The following is a 24,209-nucleotide window of genomic DNA, read 5'->3' on the forward strand; positions in this document are numbered from 1 at the left end:
AAAAATTATATAATTTTTTTTAACTTATTAATTTTTATGAAATGGATATTATTATTTTTATTTCTCAATATTTGACTTGCAATTTTTTTTATTATCTTTATAAGATGTAAAAAACATAGAGGAGAGTGATTTTTAACTTTTATAACTAAAACTTAAAGTGTAATAATTAGTTGTTTGCTTAGTAGATTGTTGAAAATATTAGTTTTAATAAGTATTTAATATTCATATGCGCTTATTAATTTTTTAGCATTTATAAGTGTTTAATTAATAAAATAATACTTGTAATTTAGAGGTTATAATATGAGTGTTGATAAACTAAAAATAGCAGTACTTTTTGGTGGGAATAGCTCAGAGCGAGATATTTCTATTGAAAGTGGCATTGAAGTGGTCAAAGCTCTGCAACGCGCAGGTCATGAAGTTCTAGCTGTTGATACAGCACAAGGTGTTTTAGACGAATCAACTCAAAAAATGCTAATTGAAACAGGCTCAACTTCATTGCTTTCGCCAGAAACTGAGGTAGAAGAAAACTCAATTCATCAAGTTGTTCTAACTAAAACAGGTGATTTATTTGATGTGGATATAGTTTTTCTAGTTTTACATGGCGGGAATGGTGAGGATGGAACTACACAAGGAATGCTTGATTTAGCTAAATTGCCATATACCGGTAGTGGGCATTTGGGAAGTGCTATAGCTATGGATAAAGATATTGCCAAGCGACTTCTTGTAAAAGCAGGTGTACCAACTCCAGATTGGGTTATGGCACCAGTAGATTCAAGGATTGTTAGTGAAAAAATCGGATTTCCTGTAATCGTAAAGCCTAACAAACAGGGATCAACAATAGGCCTCACTTTGGTTAGGAATCCGGATCAATTACAGGATGCTGTAAATTTTGCATTACAACATGATGATGAAGTAATGATTGAAAAATTTATAGAAGGTCGTGAGTTAACGGTTGGCATTCTTGCAGATAAAGCTTTAACAGTAGGGGAGATCATTTTACCGAGATCAGGAATATATGATTATGAGAGTAAAAATCAAACCAAAGCTGCAAAAGTAGTATTTCCAGCCGAGATTACTCCAGAGCAAGCGAATCAAGCTTGTCATTTTGCAATTTCTGCTCATAAGGCATTAAAACTTAATGACTATAGTCGTGCTGATTTTCGAATGGATGGGAATGGTAAATTATGGTGCTTGGAAGTTGAAACTTTACCTGGAATGAGAACATCCAGCCTATTACCTAAATCAGCTGAAGCTAGTGGTATTAGTTTCCCTCAGTTATGTGAGGAAATAGCCTCTCTTGCTGTCAAACGTACAAAAAAATGAGCTATTTTAAATACTTATTAACAAAAGAATATTCGAAGGATTTTTATTAATAATTGAATTTTGAGCTTTATAAAATTTATTAACGTGACATTTGTATAAAAACAATGTCTAGAATGATTTTAGATTACAGCTTTATTTCAAAATATTTATCAAAGGATTTATATGTTAAGAAAAAAAGAAAGTGGAGGTCTAGCAGTTATTTCACCTGAAGCAATACAAGCAGGTTTGGATAAATTGATAGTGAAATTTTGTAAAGATAGGTTGTTTTTGTCGCCCACAAATATTTTTCACAGTCAGTTAGGTACTGCTCAAGTTTCCCAATTATATCCGCATTTAAGCCAAAATAAATTAGACAAAGTTAAAAAACTGCATTCAATTGGCCCTTCATTAGTGTTGTATTGGGATATAATTCCATATAAATATTTCCTTAATTTTTTAAAAGGAGCTGCTCATCCAGCTTTTTCCTTGAAGCATACTATTAGACATGAATTCCCATGTGATAATCAGATATTAAACTTAATACATTGTAGTGATGATTCCCAAACTGCTGCAATAGAATTTGATATATTAAATAGTTGTAAGATTAAGGAAAATCAGAAAAAAAATGTAATAACTTCACCACATGCTCATTTAGGAATACTTAATTATATTGATTTAATATCAGAAGTTTTCCATTATAAAATAGAAGATAGAATAATATCAAAAATTAAAGAGCAACCACAGAAGAATATAAGACATGTGTTTACTTTATTAAATAATTACGCAAATAATTGCGCAGAATTTAGAAGTGTACACGAGAACTTTTTCTTAGGAAATTTCTCACCTTTACTTAATTTTATTGATTCAAATACTTTAAGCAAAAAAATAGTATTTAAAAATAATTTATCAAGGTTGGCAATTGAAAGTTTTGCTGATTCAGCTCCTATGTGGTTAAAAGAGCCTATTGAAAATGTTATTGATTTTATTGGTAATGTTTTAAATAGTTTAGGTGTAAGCACATGGGAGATCTGCGGAAGTACTGCATTATGGCATTATGGGATTCCTATTGTTCCAAGAGATCTTGATATTAGATGTAAAGAAAAAGATCTTTATAAAATTGCTAACTATTTTTCGAAAAATATAGAGTTTATTGATGCTGGTACTCATAGTAGTAATGTAGTGAGTCTTAATATTCAAGGATGGGATATCGAATTTACGGGTGATACTCATTGTCGCAATAATATTCATATAATTTTGAATGATGAAGAAAGTAAGAAAAAGAATAATTATTTTCAATCAGCGGTCGAATGCGCCATTGAATATTTAAGTATGGGAAGAAGTGATAGAGCAGTCAGTGATCAGAAAGTTGCCCAGATGTTAATAGAAAAACAAAATATACAAATTTCTGATCTTTTGGATAAAGCATTTAAAGCTGGATATAAGTCAGACAATAACCTATCTAAAATTTACTCGGATTGTGAATTAAAATGCAAAATAAATTAAAGAATCTCGCTTATTATGGCGGCAAACCAAGTGTTGAGAAAAGCTCTTTTATTCCTTGGCCTGCTCCAAACACTAATCATCTAAATGCACTTCAGAGAGTATTAGATAGTGGAAAATTTCATCGTGTTAATCACCCACTTATTGAGGAACTCGAAGCTCGAAGTAGAGAATATTGTGGAACTCAGTACTCTAGAGCAGTTTCTTCTGGAAGTGCTGCTTTACATGTGGCAACTAACTATTTTGCGGGAAAAGGTAATTCAGCAATAGTTTGTGCACTTAATTGGCCAGGCGCTATAGCTGCTATAGCACACTGTGGTCTAGATCCTATTTTTGTTGATACAGCTGAGGATGGTTGTATTGACGAAGCTTCTGCAATATCTCATATGGATAAAGAAAATGTTTCTTTAGTGCAGATTACACATCTTTTCGGTAATTGTGCTTCTAGAAATAAACTTCGTTCATATGCTCGAGCAGAAAATATAGCGATAATAGATGATTGTGCACAAGCAGCAAATGTCCCCCGGTATTTGCAACATACTCTGCATTTGGAAAGTGATGCATATATCCTTTCAGGAAATGGTGCAAAACATCTAGCTTCTGGTGAATTAGGTTTACTTAGCACTAACTCCATAGGATTAATCGAACATGTTGATAATGTGTCCTTAAGTAGCTCCTCACGCAAAGGCGAAAGAATATTTTCTCCATCCTCTCTCGGTTATAACTATCGCCCTAATGTTTTCTCTGCATCTATTGCAATTGATAGATTTAGTGAAATTGATGAACAAATTAAGATAAGACGTGAAAATGCCCAATATCTAGTTACTCATCTTGAAAAGTTACCAGGAATTAATCGTCTCTTTGGAATGGATTACGAGAGTAGCGGTTTTTGTTCAGTTCCCATGAGAATTAACTTTAAAGCATTAGGATTACCTGAGACGGCGGAGGTACGTAATAGAATAGTTGAATTATTAGCTGCCGAGAATGTGCCCGTAACCGTCTGGTTAACACGTCCAGTGTGGGAATATATTCCTATATGGAAAAATAAATATGATTTGGATAATTATCCAAATACAAAAGCTATTTTGAACTCCATGTTCTGTATTTCTGAAATTGCCCCGCCCAATGGAATTTCTCAATTACATGCAGTGGTTCAAGCTTTTGAAAAGGTATGGGAAGCAATAAATATCTTTGGTATTGAATTGTTTGATACGGAGAGGGGCAATTGTGAAATTTGATCTTACTACACTAAAAAAAAGTACTTATCTTGATCTAGATAGTTTCGCAAAAAATTTAAGAGAATATTTAAAAATATCCATCGAAATGTCTGGTGGACATTATGCAAGTCCACTGGGTGTTGTAGGGATTACCGTAGCTGTACACTATGTCTTTAATTCTCCACAAGATAAACTTATTTTTGATACAGGACATCAATGCTATGCACATAAAATAATTACAGGCAGACACGAAGATTTTAAATTTATTCGTCAGGCCCATGGTATCAGTGGTTTTCCTGAACCTACAGAGTCTAATCATGATCATTTTCGTGTTGGTCACGCTGGTACTGCATTAGCAATAGCTATGGGGCTTTCAGTGATTCCTTCTGATGACTGGGTAATAGTTATTGTTGGAGATGCTGCTTTTGCAAATGGTGTTTCGCTAGAGTCACTTTTACTAATACATAAAGCTAAACGTCCAGTTCTAATTATAGTAAATGATAATGTGCACAGTATTTCAGATGCAGTCTCTTCATTACGAACTATGAATTCTTCTCGTTATGAAGCCTTGGCACTAGCTGCAGATATAGATTTTGCTGGAACTATAAATGGTAATGAACCTCTTGATTTAGCAGTTAAACTAAAAAAACTCAAAAATTTAGGAAAGAGCTCATTAATCCATGTGTCTACCGTTAAAGGCTATAGTGATGAGTATGCTTCTTCTAATCCATTTAAATATCATGCAATTCAGTCAGTAATAAGAAAAAATCTTCCTCCCGCTTCAAAAGAAAGTTCACAAGAAGTTTTGAGCCAATTTTTGATTAATGCCGCGCATAAATCAAAATTATTTTTTATTTCGATAGGGATGGCTGAGACAGCAGGTTTTGGTCGTATTGTAAAAGATAGTAAAATTCACTATTTAGATGTAGGTATTGCAGAGCATACTGGCTTTACAATTGCCGCAGCAGCAACTAAAAGTTTTGATTTCACTTTCATACATATATATTCAACTTTTTTACAACGTTCCGCAGATGCACTTTTACATGATATTGGTGTTAATCAATCTCCAGTAGTTTTATTAGTTGATAGATGTGGTCTTGGAGCTGAAGATGGTCCTACACATCATGGAATTTATGACTTAGCAATTTTAAGGTCATGTCCAATGATGGAAGTGTACTCTTGTTCAAATAATAATTTATTTAATATAGCTCAAGAATTATTCTGGAAAAAAAGAAGTGCTCCTTTAGCAATTCGTATTTTTAAAGGAGGACTAATTAATAACTCAGAAAAAACAATTTTAGATAGGGCAATGGGTATATGTACTCATCGATATGGCGATAATATAACAATTATTAGTCATGGTAGAATTCTTGAAGAATGCATAAAAGCTGCTGATATCTTAGAAGAAAATAATATTACTTGTAATGTAATAGAATTAATTAAACTACATCCTATTAGTGAAAATACCGTATCTTATTTTCAAAATAAAGGGCCAGTAATTATTGTTGAAGAACACGCTGAAACAGGTTCAGTAGGAAATATCATTGGTGCAATGTGGAAAACACTAGTACCCCTTAAGCAAGTATATATTACTAACAAATTAACTCCACATGGCGATGTTTTTTGGCAATGGGAAATCAATAAAATTGACTCCAGTAGTATTGCTAAGACTTGTCAAGAGTTTCTTGATGAAATTAAACTTTAAGTTTTATTAAAGACTTAAATTTAATATTTATTAATTTATAGATGAGGTCATAATTATGGAATATATAGAAAGCCTTCCTAATAGATATTCTTATCTGCTCAAAAAAAAATCAAATTTTTATGATTGGTTTATAAGTTCGAAGGTTTATGTTAGTAATAAAAAAATAAATAAAAAACAAATACTCTACTCATTAGAAATTTTATTAGAGGAATGTGAAAGTTTAAGAATTAAATTTAAAATATTTAATGAAGAAATTTTTGAGTTTATAGAGGAAGTATATAATGTAGAAAGTTATATTGATATTAGTTGTGTTGATGTGATAAAAATAGAAGATATTGAAAATAATATTATTTATAGGATAAATAAATATAAAGACATACTAGGTGGAGATAAAGAATTATTTAAATTGTTTATTACTATGGATGCCAATGAAAAAGTTTATATATATTTTTTAGTTCATCATATTACTTGTGATCTAATTTCATATGTAATGATAAAGAACCGCTTTTTTAATTTACTTGAGGACCCTAAGATTGGTGAAAAAATATCATACAAAGAATATGTCGAAGAGGTAAGGAAATATTGGAAAAATGAAAAAAATTTAAAAGATAATATTATATTTTATTGGGAAAGTTTTTACTTAAAGAAATTTGATAGTCTAGGTGAATTTGATGGTCAATATTTACTAGAGAAAAATTCAGAAAAATTAGAAATAAAACTAACTGGTAATATAAAAGAAATTATTAATAGAATTAGTAAAAGGGATTTGGCTATTTCTCTATTAATTTCATATTCAAGAGCACTTTACTTTTGGTCAAATGGTAAGATGAAAAATAACTTAATATATCTTGTATATCATGGAAGAGAATATTTTGATAATAAAATAAATAGTGCTAATCTGGTTGGTTGGTTAAATCAAGTTTTTCCATTTTCTATAGAAAATAGTTTGCCAACAGAAAAACTTATAGAAATTTTAAGAACACAAATATATTATATGTATGCTAATAGTTCCAGTTATGGAATTTTAAAATATATTGTCAAACTTCCATTGCTAGTAAATATTCCTGAGGCACAAATATCTATAAATATTGCTTTAGAAAATAGAGAAATAAATTTAGATGATGTTGCAGTAGCAAATATTAATATAGAAAATAAAATGAATGAAAACTCACAACGTGCTTTTATTTTAAGTAGTGGGTTTTATATTAGAGATGGTTGTTACTGTTTTTCCATAGATTTTTCAAATAAAATTTATTCTAGTGTTTCTATTAATAATCTTTTAACTAAATTTAAAAGTGAATTTAATAATTTTTTGGTAGATAGTTATGCGTAATTTTATTGAAATATTATTTTCTAAAGCTAAAGGAAAAAATAATGCTGTAATCTATAAAGGAATATCATATTCTTATGATAAACTTTATAAAGATATAATTCAGTACTCTTTGTCAATAGGAAGTAGAGTTGAGTCAAATAATGGCCAAAAAATTGGTTTTATGTTTGATAAAAGTTATAATTCTTTATGTATATTGCTGGCTATAATGCATAGTGGAAATACGTATGTACCTTTGAATAAAAAAACACCAAAAAATAGATTGATAAATATATTAAAAAATTATGGAATAGAAAATATTATTTCTGATGAAAATTTTATTATCGAAGGAGTTAATATTATAAATTTAAATGATTTAAAAAATAGTAACAATATTATTTGTAATTACAAAAAATCAGAAGGAGACTATGCGTATATAATTTTTACTTCAGGAAGTACAGGATTGCCTAAAGCAGTAGGAATTTCTTATTTTAATCTTCAATGTTTCTTAGATTCAATGAAAGAAGTAGTTGATATAAATGAAGATGATAGAGTAAGTTTTTATGCAGATTATTTTTTCGACTTCTCGATTGCTGAAATATTTTTAACTATAGGTAATAGTGCTTGCTTAGTAATACCAGATAATTTTGAAAAAAGAAATCCATTAAAATTTGTTGAGGAAAATGAAATTACTATTTGGATGTCTGTTCCAAGTTATGTAAATTATTGTATGGAATTAAATAAGATTAAAAAATATATTTTAAATAATGTCCGTATCACCATATTTTGTGGTGAAGGATTGCCCGTTCAATTAGCAAGATCATGGTTAAATATTGTCCCAAACTCTAAAGTTTACAATGCATATGGTCCAACAGAAGCAACTGTTTTTTCCACAGTATATCTTTTTGATTTAGATATAGATTATGAGACTTATCTATTGCCAATTGGTACTGATCTAAAAAATATTAAATCAAAAATTACATTAACAGATGAAAAAGGAATAGGAGAATTATTTCTTTCTGGGGGACAAGTTTTTTCTGGATATTTATTAGATGAATGTATGGATGAGTGGTATGGAACAGGTGATATGGTTTATAAAGATAAATATGGAAATTATAATTTTGTTTGCAGAAATGATTTTCAGATCAAACGTAATGGATATAGAATTGATATCAATGAAATAAAAAGTATTATAAAAAATAGTTTAAATAATATTGAATTGGAAGTTATTGATTTAGATTTAGATGATGTGAAAAAAATAATATTTATAATAAATAATAAAATAGATGTTTTAATTGTTAAGAATATTATTGATGATAAATTGGAGTCATACATGAAACCTGATAATATTTTGGTTTTAGATAGGTTTCCTCTAAATCAAAATGGCAAGTTGGATTATAGTAGTCTTAAAATTATTGCTAAAGAAATTTTATCAACTTAGGAGTAATATATTTTATGTTTTACCTTTCTAATAATATTATTGAATTTAATAATTACTTTGAGAAATTATTTGGTCAAAGTATTAATGATTTACTATACACTTATATTCATGATAACAATCAGGCTTTATTTTTATTAGTTGGTTCTATTCCGGAAGGAAATGCTAGTGAAGTTTCTGATATAGATATAATTTGTATAACTGACTATGAAAATATAAATTTTAATGCTAAAGATAATGCTGTTTTTAATGGTTTTTATTCTTTTGATAATGATCCTTTAGCTTTTTTTAATAAAGTTGTATTTTACAATAATATTGAATTTGATATTTTATTTGTTTCGCAAGATAAAATCACTCGAATATTAAATAGATTGGATCATACAAAATGTAACTTCACTGTGCAAGAACTTCATGTTTTTTCTAGAATATTTAATAGCTGGTCTATCTATGAAACTGAATATTGTCAATTTTTATCTAAGGTAAAAGAAGATGGTAAATTAAGGTTATTTTGTGTTTTGAGAAACTTGGTTGGTGCTTTAAAACATATGGAAGATGCTATTATTCACAAGACTAGAAACCCAAGACTTTATAAATATCTTATCAAATATGCACTGGTTGAGTTCATTCAATGTATATATGCAAGTTTTGATATTTATGATAATGGATATAAATGGTTGAGAAGTTTTGATAAGTTAAATATAGACTCTAAGATAAAGTCTTTATTTTATACTTTATATTTTGATGAGTTAACTATCCCAGGAGAAATGTATGAGGAGAATGTAAAGGAATTTATAAATTTAGTTATGAGTTATCTGAAAAAGGATCCTATTCTAAAAATTGCAATTAATAGTAATTCACAAGTCAAAAAATATGGGTATATATATGAGTATTAAACAAAATGTTATAAAAATTTGGAAAAATCGAACTAAAGATTCTCAAGAGAAACTTAGTGAGGATTTCTTTGATGTTGGTGGAGATTCATTAGGATCTATTCATTTATTAGTTGATCTAAATAATTTTTTTGAAATAGAGTTAGATCCTAATGATTTCTTTTCCTCTCCGACGTTAGGAAACTTAATTAAGATAACTGAACAAAAAATATATGAATAAAATTAAAATATATTTAAAATTTTTAAATAATAGATATATTTTAAAAAATTCTGCTCCCTGGTGCATGGGTTTTGATTGAGGTAGTTTACCATGTGCCTCGTTTTTTAAATATAAATTATTTTATATCACTTGAGAAAGGATATTTTGATGTTGATGTATCTTAACAAACTAAAACTAGGAGAAAAAAATGCCATTAAAACCTTTAATTATTTGTATATCACCGCATCAAGATGATATTGCGTTATCTATTTCTTCATTATTACATGAATTATATACAAAAAATATAGAAGTTCAATGTAAGTTGATAAGTTGCTTTACCAGAACTAATTATGCTCCCTATTTGAAAAATAAAAGTATTGAATCTATTAGTAGGGAAAGAGAGTTAGAAGATAGAAAATATGTCAAAAAAATAGCTTTAGATATGATCGAAGTAATCAGTATTGGTATGAATGATTCTCCTCTTAGAGAAGAGTGGGATACAAAGTGTGATATTTATCGACCTGATAATTATTATAAGCATGATAAAGGTGAAATTATGCGATATATCCATGAATTGTTCGATAAACTATCTAGATATCCAGAAAAACCAGAACTTGCAATTTTACCACTTGGACTCCAACATAAAGATCATGTAATAGTATCGAAAACGAGTTCAATGAGGTTTAAAGGAGCTCCAATCCTAGTATATGAGGATATACCGTATAGATTTGATATGAGTAATGATGATATTAAAGATAGAGTAATAGATATTGAGTTATCAACTGGTAAAAAATTATTTACAATAAAAAGCAAGTATAAATTTAATCTGAATTTATGGGTTAATCTATTAAATAGTTATGCCTCACAATTTTCTAGAGAAGAAGTTTTAAATATGGCAAATAAGTTAAATAATATAGGAGGTGAAAATTATTGGGCATGTAATGAAGCAATAAATTTATTGGAAAGTATGGGTTTTGAACTTAGTATTAGTAAGTGATTTTTTAATTGATAAGAGGCAGTTGAATGAAGAAAAAGGTAGTAATTATTACTGGAGATAAACCACATATGAATTATTTTGTATCGGAAATGGCAAAAAAATTAAATGTAATTTCAGTTTTTTATTTTAAGATTTGGAAACGTCCAGCTTTAAGAACATTAGAATATTTTAAAAGTAAAGAATTTAGAAGTAGAAATAAATTATTACCATCTATAGCATATGATATTTTAGGAGAGAATAATATTGGTTATAGTTATGCAGATCAGTTATTTAAAAATAATTTGGAATTAAATTCGATTCCAGCATATCATTGTGAAAACATAAACTCAGAAAAAGTTGTAGAAAAGATCAAAGAACTTAGGCCTGATATAGTTTTTTGTCATGGTGGACCAATATACCAGGAAGCTATAATTAATTGTGCACCACTAGTTATCAATTTTCATTCAGGAATATCACCAAATTATAGAGGTGCACATTCCCATCTCTTTGCATATATAGATGGGGCTAAATATGATATAGGAGGCACATTGATGAAATTAAATAGTAAAATTGATGGGGGGGACATAATTGGAAAATGCAGACCTATACTTAAAGAAGATGATACACCTAAGGAAATATTTGTAAAAATTATGGAATCAGGTTGTTCTCTAGTAATAGATTTCATCGAAAATTACCAAAAGGATAATGAAATAAAAGTAGAAAAACAGATCAACCAAGGTAAATATACTAGGAATTCTGATTTTAACTTTAATAAATTATTAAAATATTATTATAGGAGGCTTGTAGGATTTAAAATTTAAATTAAGTAAAGCATATGAAAATCAATTTTTATATAATAGGTATATTTTTATTAACTAATAATGCATAATTTAATTATTCTGTATACGATTGTTATTAAAAATTAGATTAATATTAAGGAAATGCAGGGTTATGCCGAGCACAGCTCATTTACACGGGCTTATAAAGAGTGGTCGGGTAAAACGCCACAACAAGCCCGAGAGGAAATGAATCACTGAGGGTAGAACCTCTTAAAATGAGATATGCATATGTTTTGATTGTTCATTCATCATTTAATGCACATTCAAAGTTACTTGGGTTTTCTTTACATCTTACTTTTTTCAAAAAATTCATCATTTTAGGGTCGTAAATACCAGCCTTGGTTAGCTGTATGCGTGCCTCGCGCATCATTTTCATATAGTTTACTTGTTCATTTTTAGGAATATCCATCCAATATTTTGAAGGAATATCACTTTCATATTTGGCAATAATGCCAAAGGTTCTATTTAATTGGCTGGCTACCCAAGTTCGCGACTTTTGCCCAAAACCTGCTGGAAACTGATCTTTACGAATAATGAAGTTTGCTGAAATTTGAGTTAAAGGAAAACGAATGATTGCTCCTTTTTCACCTAAACCTTTGTAGAGTTCAAAAGGTTTAAATGCAACAATAGGAGCAGGGACAATATCAATTTCATGGTTATTAAATTTCGCACCAGCATTGGTGACATCTACAGATACAGCCTGACCTCCGACATGTTGAACAAGCTTTGGTTGGGCTTCATCGTATTTAAATACCCCAATTTTTTTACCAGCAGCTTTAGCGAGTGTATTGATACTTCTATCATTTACAAATAAATAAGCAGGTCCAATTGTGCCTAAACCTGCAATTTCATAAGGACCTACCACCATGTTTTTTGATGCCATGGGTGAGGACAATAGCTTATAGGCATTAATTGCCGTTTTCATATTTGTTAATGCGCCAACCGCATCCAAAGATCCTGTATATTTATTAAACTGACGCCCACGTAAACCGCTAATAATAGCGCCATCACATTTGCCGACTTTTAAATCTTCAGCCGCAACGCGTTCATCAACATAGGCTTTTAAAGATAGATCAGCTCCCCAATTTTTGGCCTCAAGTGCATAATCTTTGGCTAAAGCGAAAGCATCTCCCGATTTACCAAGGGGGTCAAACACACAGACGACTTGTTGTTTGGCATAAAGAGTTGTTGTTAAACATGTGCTTGCAATAAGTAAAATAGTTTTAAAACGATCCATATTTAATTATCCATTATTTAAATTATAAAAATTATTTTATAAATCTGGGTTAGATTAGATATGACACTTCAATAAGAATTTAAAGAGAAAAGGTCAAAAGACAACTTTACTAGCTAATATCAGGTAATATGAAGATGAGCAAAATTTTGCTCATAATTGATATGAATTAAATAATATTGCGCAAATATATTCACAAAAAGTTTGTTTTATAGTATTTTTGAGAAAATAATTGCTCATTTATATCAATGAAAAAATTAACGATACAAGCACTACTTGATGCGAGCTGGTTAGATATAGCAGAACTAAAACTGTTAGAGTCTAAACAGGGTTCGGCTAGTGCAAGTGAATTAGAATATGAATTGGAATATGCAATTCAACATTTAGACAAGCGCGATGAGCACGCTTGTAGTTTGTCACTTCCTGTGCAAATACTTATAAAACATGAATCGAGCACATGGTTTGGTTTTTTAGATGATATCGTTCCTTCTGGTGCTGCACGACGTTATTGGGTGAATTATCTAGACTTACAACGTTTAACCCATGCAGAGCAAGATAGTATCTTATTAGAAAAAGGGGGCATTGCTCCTGTTGGTAATTTACGGATTAAAGAAGCACTTCCACCTATAAATCCTGACTCAACCTTACACTTACGTTATTTCAGTAAGGAAGATGTAGCTGATCGTAATGTTGATTTCCTTGAGTACGCTCAGCAAATGGGTGCGATTAGTGGTGGTGCAACTGGTGCCGGTGGAGAAGCGCCCAAATTACTTATTCGTGTTTCACCAGATCAAAAAGTCTGGATTGATACATACCAAGAAAATTTCGATCAACCAGATCAACATTATTTAGTTAAATTTCCAAGAAATAAATGCAGTGAAATTGATTGCGACATTGTCAGAGCTGAATATTATTACTATCAAATACTCAATGAGTTAGGTTTTGATACGATTGAGACAACTCAAATGAAGCTCATTGAAGGTACAAAGTATCCTTCTTTGTGGCTTCCAAGATTTGATACAGAATGGCGTAATCAACAGTGGCACCGTCACGGTTTGGAATCTGTTTATTCGGTATTAAATAAGTCTTCAGGTAGTCATCTTAATCATTTTGAAGTTATAGAGAATCTATGTAATTTACTGACTCACATTGATTCAGATTTTGATACTTCACAATTCATCTGTGAGTGGTTACAACGAGATTTGCTTAATATTATTTTCGGTAATTCAGACAATCATGGTGGTAATACATCTTTTCTAAAAAAATCAGGAAAAATTTCTCTTTCTCCTATTTATGATTTTGCGCCTATGAAAGCCGATCCAGAAGTAGTGATTAGATCGACTACATGGGGAAGTCCATATGAAGAAGGCGGTGAGTATCGTTGGGTTCAAATTACCCAAAAACTTGCACCTTGGTGTGACCCAGATTTGTCTATAGGTACATTAAAATCATTGGCACGTAATCTTGTTGGACTAAAACAACGCTTAATCGATAAAGGTGTACCTCAACAGATTATTGAAATGCCAGCACTTTCATTTGACTACATAGAAGCTAAATTGAAAAGATGGGAGCTGTTATAAACATGAAAAATCAGACTCAAGATCGTCAGCAAGTTCTCATCGATTTATATAAACAATATTTATTTAATGAAATTACGCTCGGACAATTGTTAACGTATTTGCGAAAGAACGTATTGAGCTTGTCTCAAGAGCAATATGCTGCTTTGGTTGGAGTAAGTCGTCGAACATTAACTGATATTGAGCAGGATAAAGGTAAACTTACCCAATCTGTGTTAGATAAGGTGTTTAAGCCGCTGGGTTTAAAAGCAGGGCTTGTACCTACACATGAACATATTGTTGGTAAAATTATAAAACCATCCGAGTAGTTAATTCTTAAAATAAAACTAGAAAGCTTTGTATCTTTAGATTGAGCGAAAAATCAAAGATACAAAGCTTAAGCAAAATCAGTTATTTGACTTTGAAAGGATCTTCAACTGCTGGGGTGCCGACATTATCCCAGAAGTTTTGTAGTACAAATCCATATTCCGATAAGTTCTCTTTGAAAGGCTCAAGCATTTGATCAGCTGAAGGCTTTTTCCAGTCAGCCTGTAATTCACAAGCTAGACTAAAGGTCGTTACTGGTTCTGCACCTGCATTTGCCATGCGTAATGTAGCAGCCTGAACCTCATATTGATTCCATGCGCCACATGCATCAATGACTGGGTAGACTTTATATCCATCATTTAATAACGACAGTGTCGGGAAAGTACAGCAAGTACCAATGGTTACGCCTGCAATAATAATATGGGTTCGACCTGTTGCTTCTAGTAAATTAATAAGTGCTTTACGAAAAGTCGGATCTTCATATGCATTAATGATCCCTGTACGTCGATAAATTGAATTATCAGGGAACAATGACTTAATTTCTGGGAGAGTGTCGCCGTTTTGCCATTGTGCGTTTGATGATGTAATGAGTGTTGGAATATTAAGAGCTTTAGCAGTACGCGCTAACCCAAGAACATTACTTTTTAATTCAGCGAGGCTCGAAGTATCACGAACACTCGCCATTAAACCAACTTGATGATCAATAAGTAATAAAACTGTATTTTCTGGGGTTGGTTTATCGTAAGCAAATAAACCTAGATTTTTTGCTTCTTTTGGTGAGTTTTCATTCGCTTTTATAGTATCAGTAATGGGGCTGATAATATCTTCTGCACGGATTGATGTAGTCATTTTTAACTCCGAAGAATAATTTGAGACGAGAAAGTACGGAACTTAGATTTAAGACAATCTAAGTTCTGATTTGGATGTTTAGGCCAAATGGATTAAATAGTGTTTAAAAAATCAAGACTTAACTGAAGCGCTGAATGCGAAATGGTATGTCCCGTAGCGGGTAAAATATTCAACTCAACATTTAAGTTTGCTGCATGCATTTGTTGATATGCACTTTGGCTTTCGCTTGGAGGAATAACAGTGTCTGATTCACCATGAATTAATAAAATTTTCGTATTGTGATTAATTTCATTATTGATTGGACTTGCTAATCTTCCAGCGATGCTAATCAGCCCAGCAATAGGCCAACGTCCTGAAACAACCGCATCTAAAGCCATTATTGCACCCTGAGAAAATCCTAAAAAAACGACTTTATCTAGGTGATTTTCTAATTGGTTTTGGGTAATGATTTCTTGAATTTTTTGGTCAAAATGAGCTCTGGCTTCTTTAATCCGACTAAAGCGATTCTCCTCATTAACCCCAGCGATGTTAAACCACTGATAGGCTTCTTTACTGTTCATAAAGCTAAAAGGAGCATTGGGTGTGACAAAATTCAAATTAGAATGATTGGCTTTTAAAAATTCTCCAACTGCTTCTAAGTCTTCACCATTACTACCTACGCCGTGTAATAAAATTACAAATAGATCTTTCATTTTAATATCCTGAATGAGTTGAATATTTGGTATTTAGATGCCATTCATGTAATGGCATCTCACCTATTAACTAGCTTGGTTTTTAAAAGATTTACTTAAAGAAAATGGTCCATCACCAATGAGTGCGAGAGCAATTAAAGAGATAATCCACATAAATGGGAATTCCCAGCCACCATTAGGGTTGGTAAAAAAGAAACCAGCAGCACTATGAACAGTAAATATTGCGCCTAATAAGACCGGAATTAGCGCAATGGCAACAATTCGAGATTTAAAACCAACGAATAATAATATTGCTCCTAAAATCTCCCAGAGAATAGTCACATATGCCATCCATCCCGGAACTCCAACAGATTGGAAAAATTGCGCTGTACCTGCTGGTGTAAATACAAATAGTTTAAGACCAGCATGGGCAAAGAAATAAAGCGCTAAGGTTATACGGAGTAATAATGCCGCATAAGGAGCGGTGTTTGATGTATTCATTGTATGTCTCGATGAGAATTAGCTTGATGAATACATACTACTGTTGAATTTTTAAGTGATTAAGTAGGCTAAAATTGAATATTTATTTCTATTTTGGAAATAATTACTCATGAATTTCCCATTCTGCAGGATATGCATATTGCTCTTTTAAATAGTCAATCAGGGTTCTCACCTTGTTTGCTAGATGTTTTGCTGGTGGGTAGACCGCATAGAGACCTCTTCGCGGTAATTCATAGTTTTCTAAAATAGGAATAATCTTTTTGTCGATAAGTGCGTCTTTCAAAATAAACATAGGTAATCTTGCGATGCCGAGTCCGGCTATGGTTGCAGCTAAACAAGCTTCTGTATTGGCAAAATGAATCCGACCATTCACATTAATTGTATGTAATACATTCGAAGGTGATTTTTCAAAAAAAGCCCATTCATATGGATCTTTAAAATTTGTATCAATTATGCAGGAATGAGATTCTAGCTCTTGAAGGCTTTGAGGATAGCCAAATTTTTCTAAATAAAGGGGAGATGCGACTAATAAAAATCTAATTTGAGATAAAGAAGTCGCAATTAAATTGTTATCTTTAAGCTCGCCTATTCGAATGGCGATATCAAATCCTTCTTCAATGACATTCACCGTGCGGTCGGTAAAACTCACATCTAATTCAATTTGACTATAATTTTGTGCAAAGTTAACCAGTGTTTTGCTTAATTGCACTGTTCCGAAAGAGTTAGGAGCACTTATTTTTAGTTTACCTACTGGAGCGCGAGATTGATTTTTTATACTAATTTCAATTTCATCAAACTCTGCCATAAGTTGCTTAATTCGGTGGTAATAAGCTAATCCGAGTTCTGTGGGCTTCAATGAGCGTGTCGATCTCTTTAGAAGCTGTACGCCTAATTCGTTCTCTAGTTTTGAAATAAGCTTGGATGCTTGTGCGACACTTGTATTTAAATTTTCGGCAGCTTTAACAAAACTTCCTTGCTCAATGATCGAAATAAACATGCGATTACATTCAAGTCTATTCATATAGATTTATTTTTACTTAAATTAGTAATCGTAGTTTTAGCATAAAAAATTTGTATAAGTTAAGCGGGTAAAAATTAAAATAAGCCGTGGAAGATTTTCAGCGTTTTAATGATCCATAGGAATTTTTATGGTGAAAATACTTCTTGAGCCATGATTGCTATATTGAATAGAACCTTTAAGCGCAATCACAATCGCATGTACAACAGCTAATCCCAAACCTGTACCACCAAACTCTTTATTTCTTGATTCTTCTAATCTAAAAAAGGGTTTAAATAGGTCATCTTGGAACTCAGTTGCAATTCCGGGGCCTTCATCTTCAATTTTTAATATCCAGTTTTCTGAGGCAACGTCTGAAGAGATCTTAAGTTTTCCTGCATTTGAATAACGAATAGCATTATCAATTAACGCAATTAAAACTTGCTCAATACGGCGACGGTCGCAAAGTACAGGAGTTGTCGTTAAATCAAGTTCTGGCATTAAGTTAGATTGTTCTAAGCGGTCTTCAAAGGCCTTGAGAACTTTTTCAATTACAGACTTAGAGTCAAACAATTCATAATTTAATCTGAGTTGCTGGTTCTCTACTAAACTTATTGTTCGTAAGTCTTCGACTAAGTGAGATAAACCTTCAACTTGATTTAAAAGGCTTTTAAATAGAATTTCATCGGGTTTAAAAACGCCGTCAATTATGCCTTGTAAACGACCTTGCAAAATTGTGATAGGCGTTCTTAACTCATGCGCTATGGCAGCATTCCAGACTTGTGCATTTTGAACAGAAACTTCTAGCTTTTGAGCCATATCATTAAAATTATATAAAAGCTCGGACATTTCTGCGGAGTGAATTCGGTTGTCGTAAGCTCTAGCAGAGAGATCACCTTGACTAATTTTGTTGGCTGCTTCGGCTAAGAAGTTAATCGGCACAATAAAACGTTTTGCCAAGTGCATCCCGATCACGAGTGAAATCATACAGCCACAGAAGATAACAGCAGCCAACCAGATCCAATCTATAAAATGGAAACTGGTCCAATCTTCTTGAAGCGAACTTAAAGTAATCCAGCCTTTTTCAATCGCATAGTTATAAATGACATAACCCAGCACAACGGAAAAAAGTGTAACGCTTAAATTAACAATGCTTAAAGCAATAAAAAGCTGCTTGCTAATTCCTAACTTACTTTTCATAAAATTCCCTAGCTATATTTTTAATATTATTTAGGCGTCATTTTTTACAGCTAGTGGATTATCGAGTCTATATCCTACGCCACGTACATTAATCAACATTTGAAGTATTTCTTGTTCCTCCAATTTCTTTCTAAGCTTACTTACATGGCTATCTACAGTTCGTTCTAGTGCATCACTATCGTTCATGCAATGATTCATGAGTTCTCCACGAGTAAATACCTTGTGGGGTTGGTCAATCATGACCGAAATAATTTTATATTCAGTTAGCGTTAAATTAAGCAATATTTTCTTGTTGTGAGAGTGAAGATAAACACTATGCGTATCTGTATCAATTTCAATATCTTTGTAGACCTTATTTTTATAAGATGTCTTGTTTGTTAAGTGAGTACGTCTTAAAACTGCCTGAACTCTAGCGATTACTTCATTCGGGTTAAATGGCTTAACAACAAAGTCATCTGCACCAACTCTTAATGCCATGACTTTATCGATATCTTGATCTAGCGCCGTTAGCATAATTACAGGAGTTTGAGCTTTTTGGCGTATTTTATTGAGTACTTCCCAGCCGTTGAGCTCGGGCAATTTAATATCAAGTAAGATTAAATCAATGGGATGGCTAGCGTGTAACTCAATCGCTTGCTTTCCATTCATGGCACGAATAACCGTCATTCCTTCACGTTTTAAATAATTTTCAATAATGTCGCCAATATCGTAGTCATCTTCTACAACGAGGATAACTTTATCTTGGCAATTAAAAGAAAAAGAATGATCAAACATAGAAAACGGGCTATATGAGGTGCTTCAAATTATCATACGCTAAATTATTGGTATTTCTCCACAGTTACTCCACACTTTAGTGACGATCGCTACACACTCATCAAAAATAATGTCAGCATCAAAAACTCACTTGGTTTGGACAGTATGCAAAAGCATCTTTTACTTCCTTTATTTTTATCTATTGGGCTGATATTACAGGGGTGTGGTTCAAAAGAAGCGGCTCAAGCTGAGCCAGCACCAGCGAAAGTAAGTGTATTAAGCATTCAATCGCAATCAGTTAATTTTAGTGAAAATCTTCCCGCACGTGTGCATGCATTCCGTACTGCTGAAATACGACCGCAAGTCGGAGGAATTATTGAAAGGGTTTTATTTAAACAAGGTAGTGAAGTTAGAGCAGGGCAAGCTTTATATAAAATTAATTCAGAAACTTTTGAAGCAGATGTAAATAGTAATAGAGCTTCACTTAATAAAGCTGAGGCAGAGGTTGCGAGACTTAAAGTTCAATTAGATCGCTATGAGCAGCTCATACCAAGTAATGCAATTAGTAAGCAAGAAGTGAGTAATGCTCAAGCTCAATATCGTCAGGCGCTTGCTGATGTCGCACAAATGAAAGCTTTGCTAGCCAGACAGAATTTGAATCTGCAATATGCAACTGTTCGAGCGCCTATCTCGGGTCGTATCGGGCAATCTTTTGTCACTGAAGGTGCATTGGTTGGTCAAGGCGATACGAATACCATGGCCACAATCCAACAGATTGATAAAGTCTACGTCGATGTAAAGCAATCCATTAGTGAATATGAGCGTCTACAAGCAGCTTTAAAAACTGGAGAGTTATCTGCCAACAGTGAAAAAACTGTACGTATCTCTAATAGCCAAGGACAACAATATAACGTCACAGCAAAAATGCTGTTTGAAGATATTAATGTTGACCCTGAAACGGGTGATGTGACTTTCCGTATTGAAGTAAATAATACCGAGAGAAAACTACTCCCTGGTATGTATGTGCGAGTCAATATTGACCGAGCTTCTATTCCACAAGCCTTATTAGTTCCAGCTCAAGCGATTCAACGCAATATCAATGGTGAACCTCAGGTATATGTAATTAATCCAAAAGGATTAGCGGAAATTCGTCCTATTGAAATTGGACAGCAATATGAACAGTACTATATCGCCAATAAAGGTTTAAAAGTCGGTGACAAAGTCATTGTTGAAGGTGTTGAACGTATTAAGCCAAATCAAAAGCTAGCAATGACGATCTGGAAAAAACCTGCATCAGAAAATAATGCTTCAAATGTAGAAACAAAACCGTCTACAACTCAGGGGGCTCAACCATGATGTCTCAATTTTTTATTCGACGTCCTGTTTTTGCATGGGTCATTGCAATTTTCATTATATTGTTTGGGTTACTTAGTATTCCAAAATTGCCGATTGCTCGTTTCCCTAGTGTAGCTCCGCCTCAAGTCAACATTAGTGCGACTTATCCGGGAGCAACTGCTAAAACAATTAACGATAGTGTTGTTACCTTAATTGAGAGAGAGTTATCGGGTGTAAAAAATCTACTTTATTACAGTGCGACAACGGATACTTCGGGTACAGCAGAAATTTCTGCAACCTTCAAACCGGGTACAGATGTCGAAATGGCTCAGGTTGATGTCCAGAATAAAATCAAGAGTATTGAATCACGGTTACCACAGGTTGTACGTCAGCAAGGTTTACAGGTTGAGGCATCATCTTCGGGTTTTTTGATGTTAGTGAGTATTAACTCGCCTAATGGTCAATATTCAGAAGTAGATTTAAGTGATTATCTGGTTCGAAATGTCGTAGAAGAGCTAAAGCGTGTTGAAGGCGTAGGTAAAGTTCAATCTTTTGGTGCAGAGAAAGCCTTACGAATTTGGGTTGATCCAAATAAATTGGTTTCCTATGGTTTATCAATTAGTGATGTAAACAATGCAATTCGTGAAAATAATGTTGAAATTGCACCTGGGCGACTAGGCGATTTACCTGCAAATAAAGGCCAACTTATTACGGTTCCATTGTCAGCCCAAGGTCAGCTATCAAGCGTAGAGCAGTTTCGTAATATCAGCTTAAAAAGCAAAACGAACGGAAGTATAATTCGTCTGTCCGATGTCGCAAATGTTGAAATTGGATCACAAGCCTACAACTTCGCTATATTAGAAAATGGTAAACCAGCTACCGCTGCTGCAATCCAGTTAAGCCCGGGTGCTAATGCAGTAAAAACAGCGGAAGGTATTAAAGCAAAAATTGAAGAGTTAAAGCTCAACTTACCAGAGGGTATGCAGTTTAGTATCCCTTACGACACCGCGCCGTTTGTTAAAATTTCAATTGAAAAGGTAATTCATACATTACTTGAAGCAATGGTTCTGGTTTTCATTGTGATGTATTTATTTTTGCACAATGTACGCTATACGCTTATTCCGGCGATTGTTGCACCTATTGCGTTACTCGGTACTTTTACCGTGATGCTGCTTGCAGGCTTTTCAATTAATGTACTCACCATGTTTGGTATGGTGCTTGCCATCGGGATTATTGTCGATGATGCGATTGTCGTGGTTGAAAACGTCGAAAGGATTATGGCGACCGAAGGATTAAATCCTAAAGAAGCGACATCTAAGGCAATGAAAGAGATTACCAGTCCTATTATTGGTATTACCTTAGTATTGTCTGCTGTGTTTTTACCAATGGCTTTTGCGAGTGGTTCGGTCGGGATCATTTATAAACAATTTACGCTGACTATGTCCGTGTCTATTTTATTCTCGGCTTTATTGGCACTCATTTTAACACCTGCACTTTGTGCAACCATTTTAAAACCCATTGATGGTCATCATCAGAAGAAAGGCTTCTTTGCATGGTTTGACCGTAGCTTTGATAAAGTGACTAAAAAGTATGAATTGATGCTCCTTAAAATCATCAAACATACGGTTCCAGTCATGATGATCTTTGTGGTGATTACAGGCATTACTTTTGCTGGAATGAAGTATTGGCCAACAGCATTTATGCCAGAGGAAGATCAAGGCTGGTTTATGACATCTTTCCAGTTACCATCGGATGCAACAGCAGCGCGTACACGAAATGTAGTGAGTGAATTTGAAAACTCCCTTAAAAATAATCCAGATGTCAAAAGTAATACGACGATTTTGGGATGGGGTTTTAGCGGTGCAGGACAAAACGTAGGTGTCGCTTTCACGACCTTAAAAGATTTCAAAGAGAGAACTTCTTCAGCAACTGAAATGACAAATGCAGTTAATGCATCAATGGCAAACAGTGCGGAAGGTGAAACAATGGCTGTACTTCCACCTGCTATTGATGAACTAGGTACATTCTCAGGCTTTAGTTTACGTTTACAAGATCGTGCAAACTTAGGTATGCCTGCTTTATTGGCTGCCCAAGACCAACTAATGGAAATGGCGGCTAAGAACAAAAAGTTCTATATGGTTTGGAATGAGGGTTTACCACAAGGCGACAATATTTCTTTAAAAATTGACCGTGAAAAGCTTAATACCCTTGGTGTTAAATTCTCAGACGTTTCAGACATCATTTCAACCTCAATGGGTTCAATGTATATCAATGACTTCCCTAATCAGGGTCGTATGCAACAAGTGATTGTACAGGTTGAAGCTAAATCACGTATGCAACTCAAAGATATCTTAAACTTGAAAGTGATGGGTTCTAGTGGTCAATTGGTGTCGTTGTCTGAAGTGGTAACACCTCAATGGAACAAAGCACCGCAACAATATAATCGTTACAACGGACGACCATCTTTAAGTATTGCTGGTATTCCTAGCTTCGATACATCTTCGGGTGTGGCAATGCGTGAAATGGAACAATTGATTGCTCAGTTGCCTAAAGGCATTGGCTACGAATGGACAGGTATTTCTTTACAAGAAAAGCAGTCTGAATCTCAAATGGCCTTCTTACTTGGTTTATCAATGTTAGTGGTGTTTTTGGTATTGGCTGCACTCTATGAAAGCTGGGCGATTCCACTATCTGTCATGTTGGTTGTGCCACTTGGTATTTTCGGTGCGATTATTGCCATTATGTCGAGAGGTCTAATGAATGATGTGTTCTTCAAAATTGGACTCATTACGATTATTGGTCTATCCGCAAAGAACGCGATTTTGATTGTTGAGTTTGCAAAAATGTTGAAAGAAGAAGGAATGAGTTTGATTGAAGCCACAGTTGCGGCAGCCAAACTTCGTTTACGACCAATTCTGATGACGTCTCTTGCTTTTACATGTGGTGTAATTCCTCTTGTGATTGCAACAGGTGCAAGCTCTGAAACTCAACATGCTTTAGGTACGGGTGTATTTGGGGGCATGATCTCGGCAACGATTCTGGCTATTTTCTTTGTTCCCGTGTTCTTTATCTTCATTTTGGGCGCCGTAGAAAAGCTATCTTCTAAGAAAAAAATCTCATCTTAAGTTAAATGCATCAGGGGAAATACTTAATTTCCTCTGATGCTTGATTGAAGTTTAATTTTGGAATAAAGAGATGCTGAGTTAGAGGTTTTTTTAACTTAAGATATTGAATGTAAAAGAATAATTTAAAATTATGGTGCGATAAGTAAACCATAAGCGCCGTGCGATCAGCTGAAAAATTTAATGTTTTGACTTTTGGTTGAGAATATTGTTATTTTGTTTTACGTTATTCGTAAACCAATTATGAATAACGTAATTAAAATGAAAATAATTTAAAGCACAACATGGA

At 33.1% G+C, this 24,209-nt stretch carries 21 protein-coding genes and 1 pseudogene; 15 read left to right on the plus strand and 7 right to left on the minus strand.

Annotation, left to right across the window (positions count from 1 at the left end):
• Nucleotides 1-300: 300 nt before the first annotated feature.
• The 11 genes and pseudogenes from MMY79_RS09310 to MMY79_RS09360 all read left to right on the plus strand — a co-directional run.
• Entirely contained in the window at nucleotides 301-1,323 is a 1,023-nt protein-coding gene (locus MMY79_RS09310) for a D-alanine--D-alanine ligase (RefSeq protein WP_252613270.1), read from the plus strand.
• A gap of 162 nt (nucleotides 1,324-1,485) precedes the next feature.
• Complete coding sequence (locus MMY79_RS09315) at nucleotides 1,486-2,805, plus strand: nucleoside-diphosphate kinase (protein WP_252613272.1); 1,320 nt, start codon at nucleotides 1,486-1,488, stop codon at nucleotides 2,803-2,805.
• Entirely contained in the window at nucleotides 2,790-4,040 is a 1,251-nt protein-coding gene (locus MMY79_RS09320) for a DegT/DnrJ/EryC1/StrS family aminotransferase (protein WP_252613274.1), read from the plus strand. The genes MMY79_RS09315 and MMY79_RS09320 overlap by 16 nt, the downstream gene beginning before the upstream one ends.
• The gene (locus MMY79_RS09325; protein WP_252613276.1) at nucleotides 4,030-5,724 is read left to right on the plus strand and encodes a 1-deoxy-D-xylulose-5-phosphate synthase N-terminal domain-containing protein; all 1,695 of its coding nucleotides are present in this window, start codon (nucleotides 4,030-4,032) and stop codon (nucleotides 5,722-5,724) included. Before MMY79_RS09320 ends, MMY79_RS09325 begins: the two co-directional genes overlap by 11 nt.
• Before the next feature lie 55 nt (nucleotides 5,725-5,779).
• Nucleotides 5,780-7,057 carry a condensation domain-containing protein gene (locus MMY79_RS09330; RefSeq protein WP_252613278.1) on the plus strand — a complete coding sequence of 426 codons (1,278 nt, stop codon included), beginning with the start codon at nucleotides 5,780-5,782 and terminating at the stop codon, nucleotides 7,055-7,057.
• The gene (locus MMY79_RS09335) at nucleotides 7,050-8,474 is read left to right on the plus strand and encodes an AMP-binding protein (RefSeq protein ID WP_252613281.1); all 1,425 of its coding nucleotides are present in this window, start codon (nucleotides 7,050-7,052) and stop codon (nucleotides 8,472-8,474) included. The genes MMY79_RS09330 and MMY79_RS09335 overlap by 8 nt, the downstream gene beginning before the upstream one ends.
• A gap of 14 nt (nucleotides 8,475-8,488) precedes the next feature.
• Nucleotides 8,489-9,364, plus strand: coding sequence for a hypothetical protein (locus MMY79_RS09340; protein WP_252613283.1), 876 nt, complete (start codon nucleotides 8,489-8,491; stop codon nucleotides 9,362-9,364).
• Nucleotides 9,354-9,581, plus strand: a complete 228-nt coding sequence (locus MMY79_RS09345; RefSeq protein ID WP_252613285.1) for an acyl carrier protein — start codon at nucleotides 9,354-9,356, stop codon at nucleotides 9,579-9,581. Before MMY79_RS09340 ends, MMY79_RS09345 begins: the two co-directional genes overlap by 11 nt.
• A gap of 187 nt (nucleotides 9,582-9,768) precedes the next feature.
• The gene (locus tag MMY79_RS09350) at nucleotides 9,769-10,557 is read left to right on the plus strand and encodes a PIG-L family deacetylase (RefSeq protein WP_252613287.1); all 789 of its coding nucleotides are present in this window, start codon (nucleotides 9,769-9,771) and stop codon (nucleotides 10,555-10,557) included.
• A gap of 26 nt (nucleotides 10,558-10,583) precedes the next feature.
• Nucleotides 10,584-11,357, plus strand: a complete 774-nt coding sequence (locus MMY79_RS09355) for a formyltransferase family protein (RefSeq protein ID WP_252613289.1) — start codon at nucleotides 10,584-10,586, stop codon at nucleotides 11,355-11,357.
• Nucleotides 11,358-11,477: 120 nt separating this feature from the next.
• Nucleotides 11,478-11,573, plus strand: a pseudogene (locus MMY79_RS09360) (hypothetical protein); the annotation flags it as partial.
• A 43-nt stretch (nucleotides 11,574-11,616) separates the two neighbouring features.
• Here MMY79_RS09360 and adeT1 read toward each other — a convergent pair.
• Complete coding sequence (gene adeT1 / locus MMY79_RS09365; protein ID WP_252613291.1) at nucleotides 11,617-12,612, minus strand: putative multidrug efflux protein AdeT1; 996 nt, start codon at nucleotides 12,610-12,612, stop codon at nucleotides 11,617-11,619.
• A 245-nt stretch (nucleotides 12,613-12,857) separates the two neighbouring features.
• On the opposite strand from adeT1, the gene MMY79_RS09370 reads away from it, so the two are divergent.
• Together MMY79_RS09370 and MMY79_RS09375 are read left to right on the plus strand one after the other, a co-directional pair.
• Nucleotides 12,858-14,189: a HipA domain-containing protein gene (locus MMY79_RS09370; protein WP_252613293.1), complete on the plus strand. Its 1,332-nt coding sequence runs from the start codon at nucleotides 12,858-12,860 to the stop codon at nucleotides 14,187-14,189.
• Nucleotides 14,186-14,494, plus strand: coding sequence for a helix-turn-helix domain-containing protein (locus tag MMY79_RS09375; protein ID WP_199988203.1), 309 nt, complete (start codon nucleotides 14,186-14,188; stop codon nucleotides 14,492-14,494). The genes MMY79_RS09370 and MMY79_RS09375 overlap by 4 nt, the downstream gene beginning before the upstream one ends.
• Nucleotides 14,495-14,576: 82 nt before the next feature.
• Here MMY79_RS09375 and MMY79_RS09380 read toward each other — a convergent pair whose 3' ends face one another.
• The 6 genes from MMY79_RS09380 to adeR form a co-directional block, all read right to left on the minus strand.
• Nucleotides 14,577-15,341 carry an isochorismatase family protein gene (locus MMY79_RS09380; protein WP_252613295.1) on the minus strand — a complete coding sequence of 255 codons (765 nt, stop codon included), beginning with the start codon at nucleotides 15,339-15,341 and terminating at the stop codon, nucleotides 14,577-14,579.
• A 92-nt stretch (nucleotides 15,342-15,433) separates the two neighbouring features.
• A complete protein-coding gene (locus MMY79_RS09385) occupies nucleotides 15,434-16,033 on the minus strand; it encodes a dienelactone hydrolase family protein (protein WP_252613297.1) in 600 nt (199 codons plus the stop codon).
• 66 nt (nucleotides 16,034-16,099) lie between these two features.
• Nucleotides 16,100-16,513 carry a DoxX family protein gene (locus MMY79_RS09390; protein ID WP_252613299.1) on the minus strand — a complete coding sequence of 138 codons (414 nt, stop codon included), beginning with the start codon at nucleotides 16,511-16,513 and terminating at the stop codon, nucleotides 16,100-16,102.
• Between the two features lie 103 nt (nucleotides 16,514-16,616).
• Complete coding sequence (locus MMY79_RS09395) at nucleotides 16,617-17,510, minus strand: LysR family transcriptional regulator (RefSeq protein ID WP_252613300.1); 894 nt, start codon at nucleotides 17,508-17,510, stop codon at nucleotides 16,617-16,619.
• A 129-nt stretch (nucleotides 17,511-17,639) separates the two neighbouring features.
• A complete protein-coding gene (gene adeS / locus MMY79_RS09400; protein ID WP_252613302.1) occupies nucleotides 17,640-18,710 on the minus strand; it encodes a two-component sensor histidine kinase AdeS in 1,071 nt (356 codons plus the stop codon).
• A gap of 30 nt (nucleotides 18,711-18,740) precedes the next feature.
• The gene (gene adeR, locus MMY79_RS09405; RefSeq protein ID WP_252613304.1) at nucleotides 18,741-19,484 is read right to left on the minus strand and encodes an efflux system response regulator transcription factor AdeR; all 744 of its coding nucleotides are present in this window, start codon (nucleotides 19,482-19,484) and stop codon (nucleotides 18,741-18,743) included.
• Nucleotides 19,485-19,628: 144 nt separating this feature from the next.
• Between adeR and MMY79_RS09410 the strand changes: the two genes are divergently transcribed.
• Both MMY79_RS09410 and adeB read left to right on the plus strand, forming a co-directional pair.
• Nucleotides 19,629-20,819 carry an AdeA/AdeI family multidrug efflux RND transporter periplasmic adaptor subunit gene (locus tag MMY79_RS09410; protein ID WP_252613305.1) on the plus strand — a complete coding sequence of 397 codons (1,191 nt, stop codon included), beginning with the start codon at nucleotides 19,629-19,631 and terminating at the stop codon, nucleotides 20,817-20,819.
• Nucleotides 20,816-23,923 carry a multidrug efflux RND transporter permease subunit AdeB gene (gene adeB, locus MMY79_RS09415; protein ID WP_252613306.1) on the plus strand — a complete coding sequence of 1,036 codons (3,108 nt, stop codon included), beginning with the start codon at nucleotides 20,816-20,818 and terminating at the stop codon, nucleotides 23,921-23,923. Before MMY79_RS09410 ends, adeB begins: the two co-directional genes overlap by 4 nt.
• Nucleotides 23,924-24,209: the final 286 nt, after the last annotated feature.

It is taken from the genome of Acinetobacter sp. XS-4, assembly GCF_023920705.1.
Classification (GTDB): domain Bacteria; phylum Pseudomonadota; class Gammaproteobacteria; order Pseudomonadales; family Moraxellaceae; genus Acinetobacter.

Coding starts and splice junctions, on each gene's coding strand:
- MMY79_RS09310 (WP_252613270.1), top strand. CDS start 301: ATGAGTGTTGATAAACTAAAAATAGCAGTACTTTTTGGTGGGAATAGC.
- MMY79_RS09315 (WP_252613272.1), top strand. CDS start 1,486: ATGTTAAGAAAAAAAGAAAGTGGAGGTCTAGCAGTTATTTCACCTGAA.
- MMY79_RS09320 (WP_252613274.1), top strand. CDS start 2,790: ATGCAAAATAAATTAAAGAATCTCGCTTATTATGGCGGCAAACCAAGT.
- MMY79_RS09330 (WP_252613278.1), top strand. CDS start 5,780: ATGGAATATATAGAAAGCCTTCCTAATAGATATTCTTATCTGCTCAAA.
- MMY79_RS09335 (WP_252613281.1), top strand. CDS start 7,050: ATGCGTAATTTTATTGAAATATTATTTTCTAAAGCTAAAGGAAAAAAT.
- MMY79_RS09340 (WP_252613283.1), top strand. CDS start 8,489: ATGTTTTACCTTTCTAATAATATTATTGAATTTAATAATTACTTTGAG.
- MMY79_RS09345 (WP_252613285.1), top strand. CDS start 9,354: ATGAGTATTAAACAAAATGTTATAAAAATTTGGAAAAATCGAACTAAA.
- MMY79_RS09350 (WP_252613287.1), top strand. CDS start 9,769: ATGCCATTAAAACCTTTAATTATTTGTATATCACCGCATCAAGATGAT.
- MMY79_RS09355 (WP_252613289.1), top strand. CDS start 10,584: ATGAAGAAAAAGGTAGTAATTATTACTGGAGATAAACCACATATGAAT.
- adeT1 (WP_252613291.1), bottom strand. CDS start 12,612: ATGGATCGTTTTAAAACTATTTTACTTATTGCAAGCACATGTTTAACA.
- MMY79_RS09370 (WP_252613293.1), top strand. CDS start 12,858: ATGAAAAAATTAACGATACAAGCACTACTTGATGCGAGCTGGTTAGAT.
- MMY79_RS09380 (WP_252613295.1), bottom strand. CDS start 15,341: ATGACTACATCAATCCGTGCAGAAGATATTATCAGCCCCATTACTGAT.
- MMY79_RS09385 (WP_252613297.1), bottom strand. CDS start 16,033: ATGAAAGATCTATTTGTAATTTTATTACACGGCGTAGGTAGTAATGGT.
- MMY79_RS09390 (WP_252613299.1), bottom strand. CDS start 16,513: ATGAATACATCAAACACCGCTCCTTATGCGGCATTATTACTCCGTATA.
- MMY79_RS09395 (WP_252613300.1), bottom strand. CDS start 17,510: ATGTTTATTTCGATCATTGAGCAAGGAAGTTTTGTTAAAGCTGCCGAA.
- adeS (WP_252613302.1), bottom strand. CDS start 18,710: ATGAAAAGTAAGTTAGGAATTAGCAAGCAGCTTTTTATTGCTTTAAGC.
- adeR (WP_252613304.1), bottom strand. CDS start 19,484: ATGTTTGATCATTCTTTTTCTTTTAATTGCCAAGATAAAGTTATCCTC.
- MMY79_RS09410 (WP_252613305.1), top strand. CDS start 19,629: ATGCAAAAGCATCTTTTACTTCCTTTATTTTTATCTATTGGGCTGATA.
- adeB (WP_252613306.1), top strand. CDS start 20,816: ATGATGTCTCAATTTTTTATTCGACGTCCTGTTTTTGCATGGGTCATT.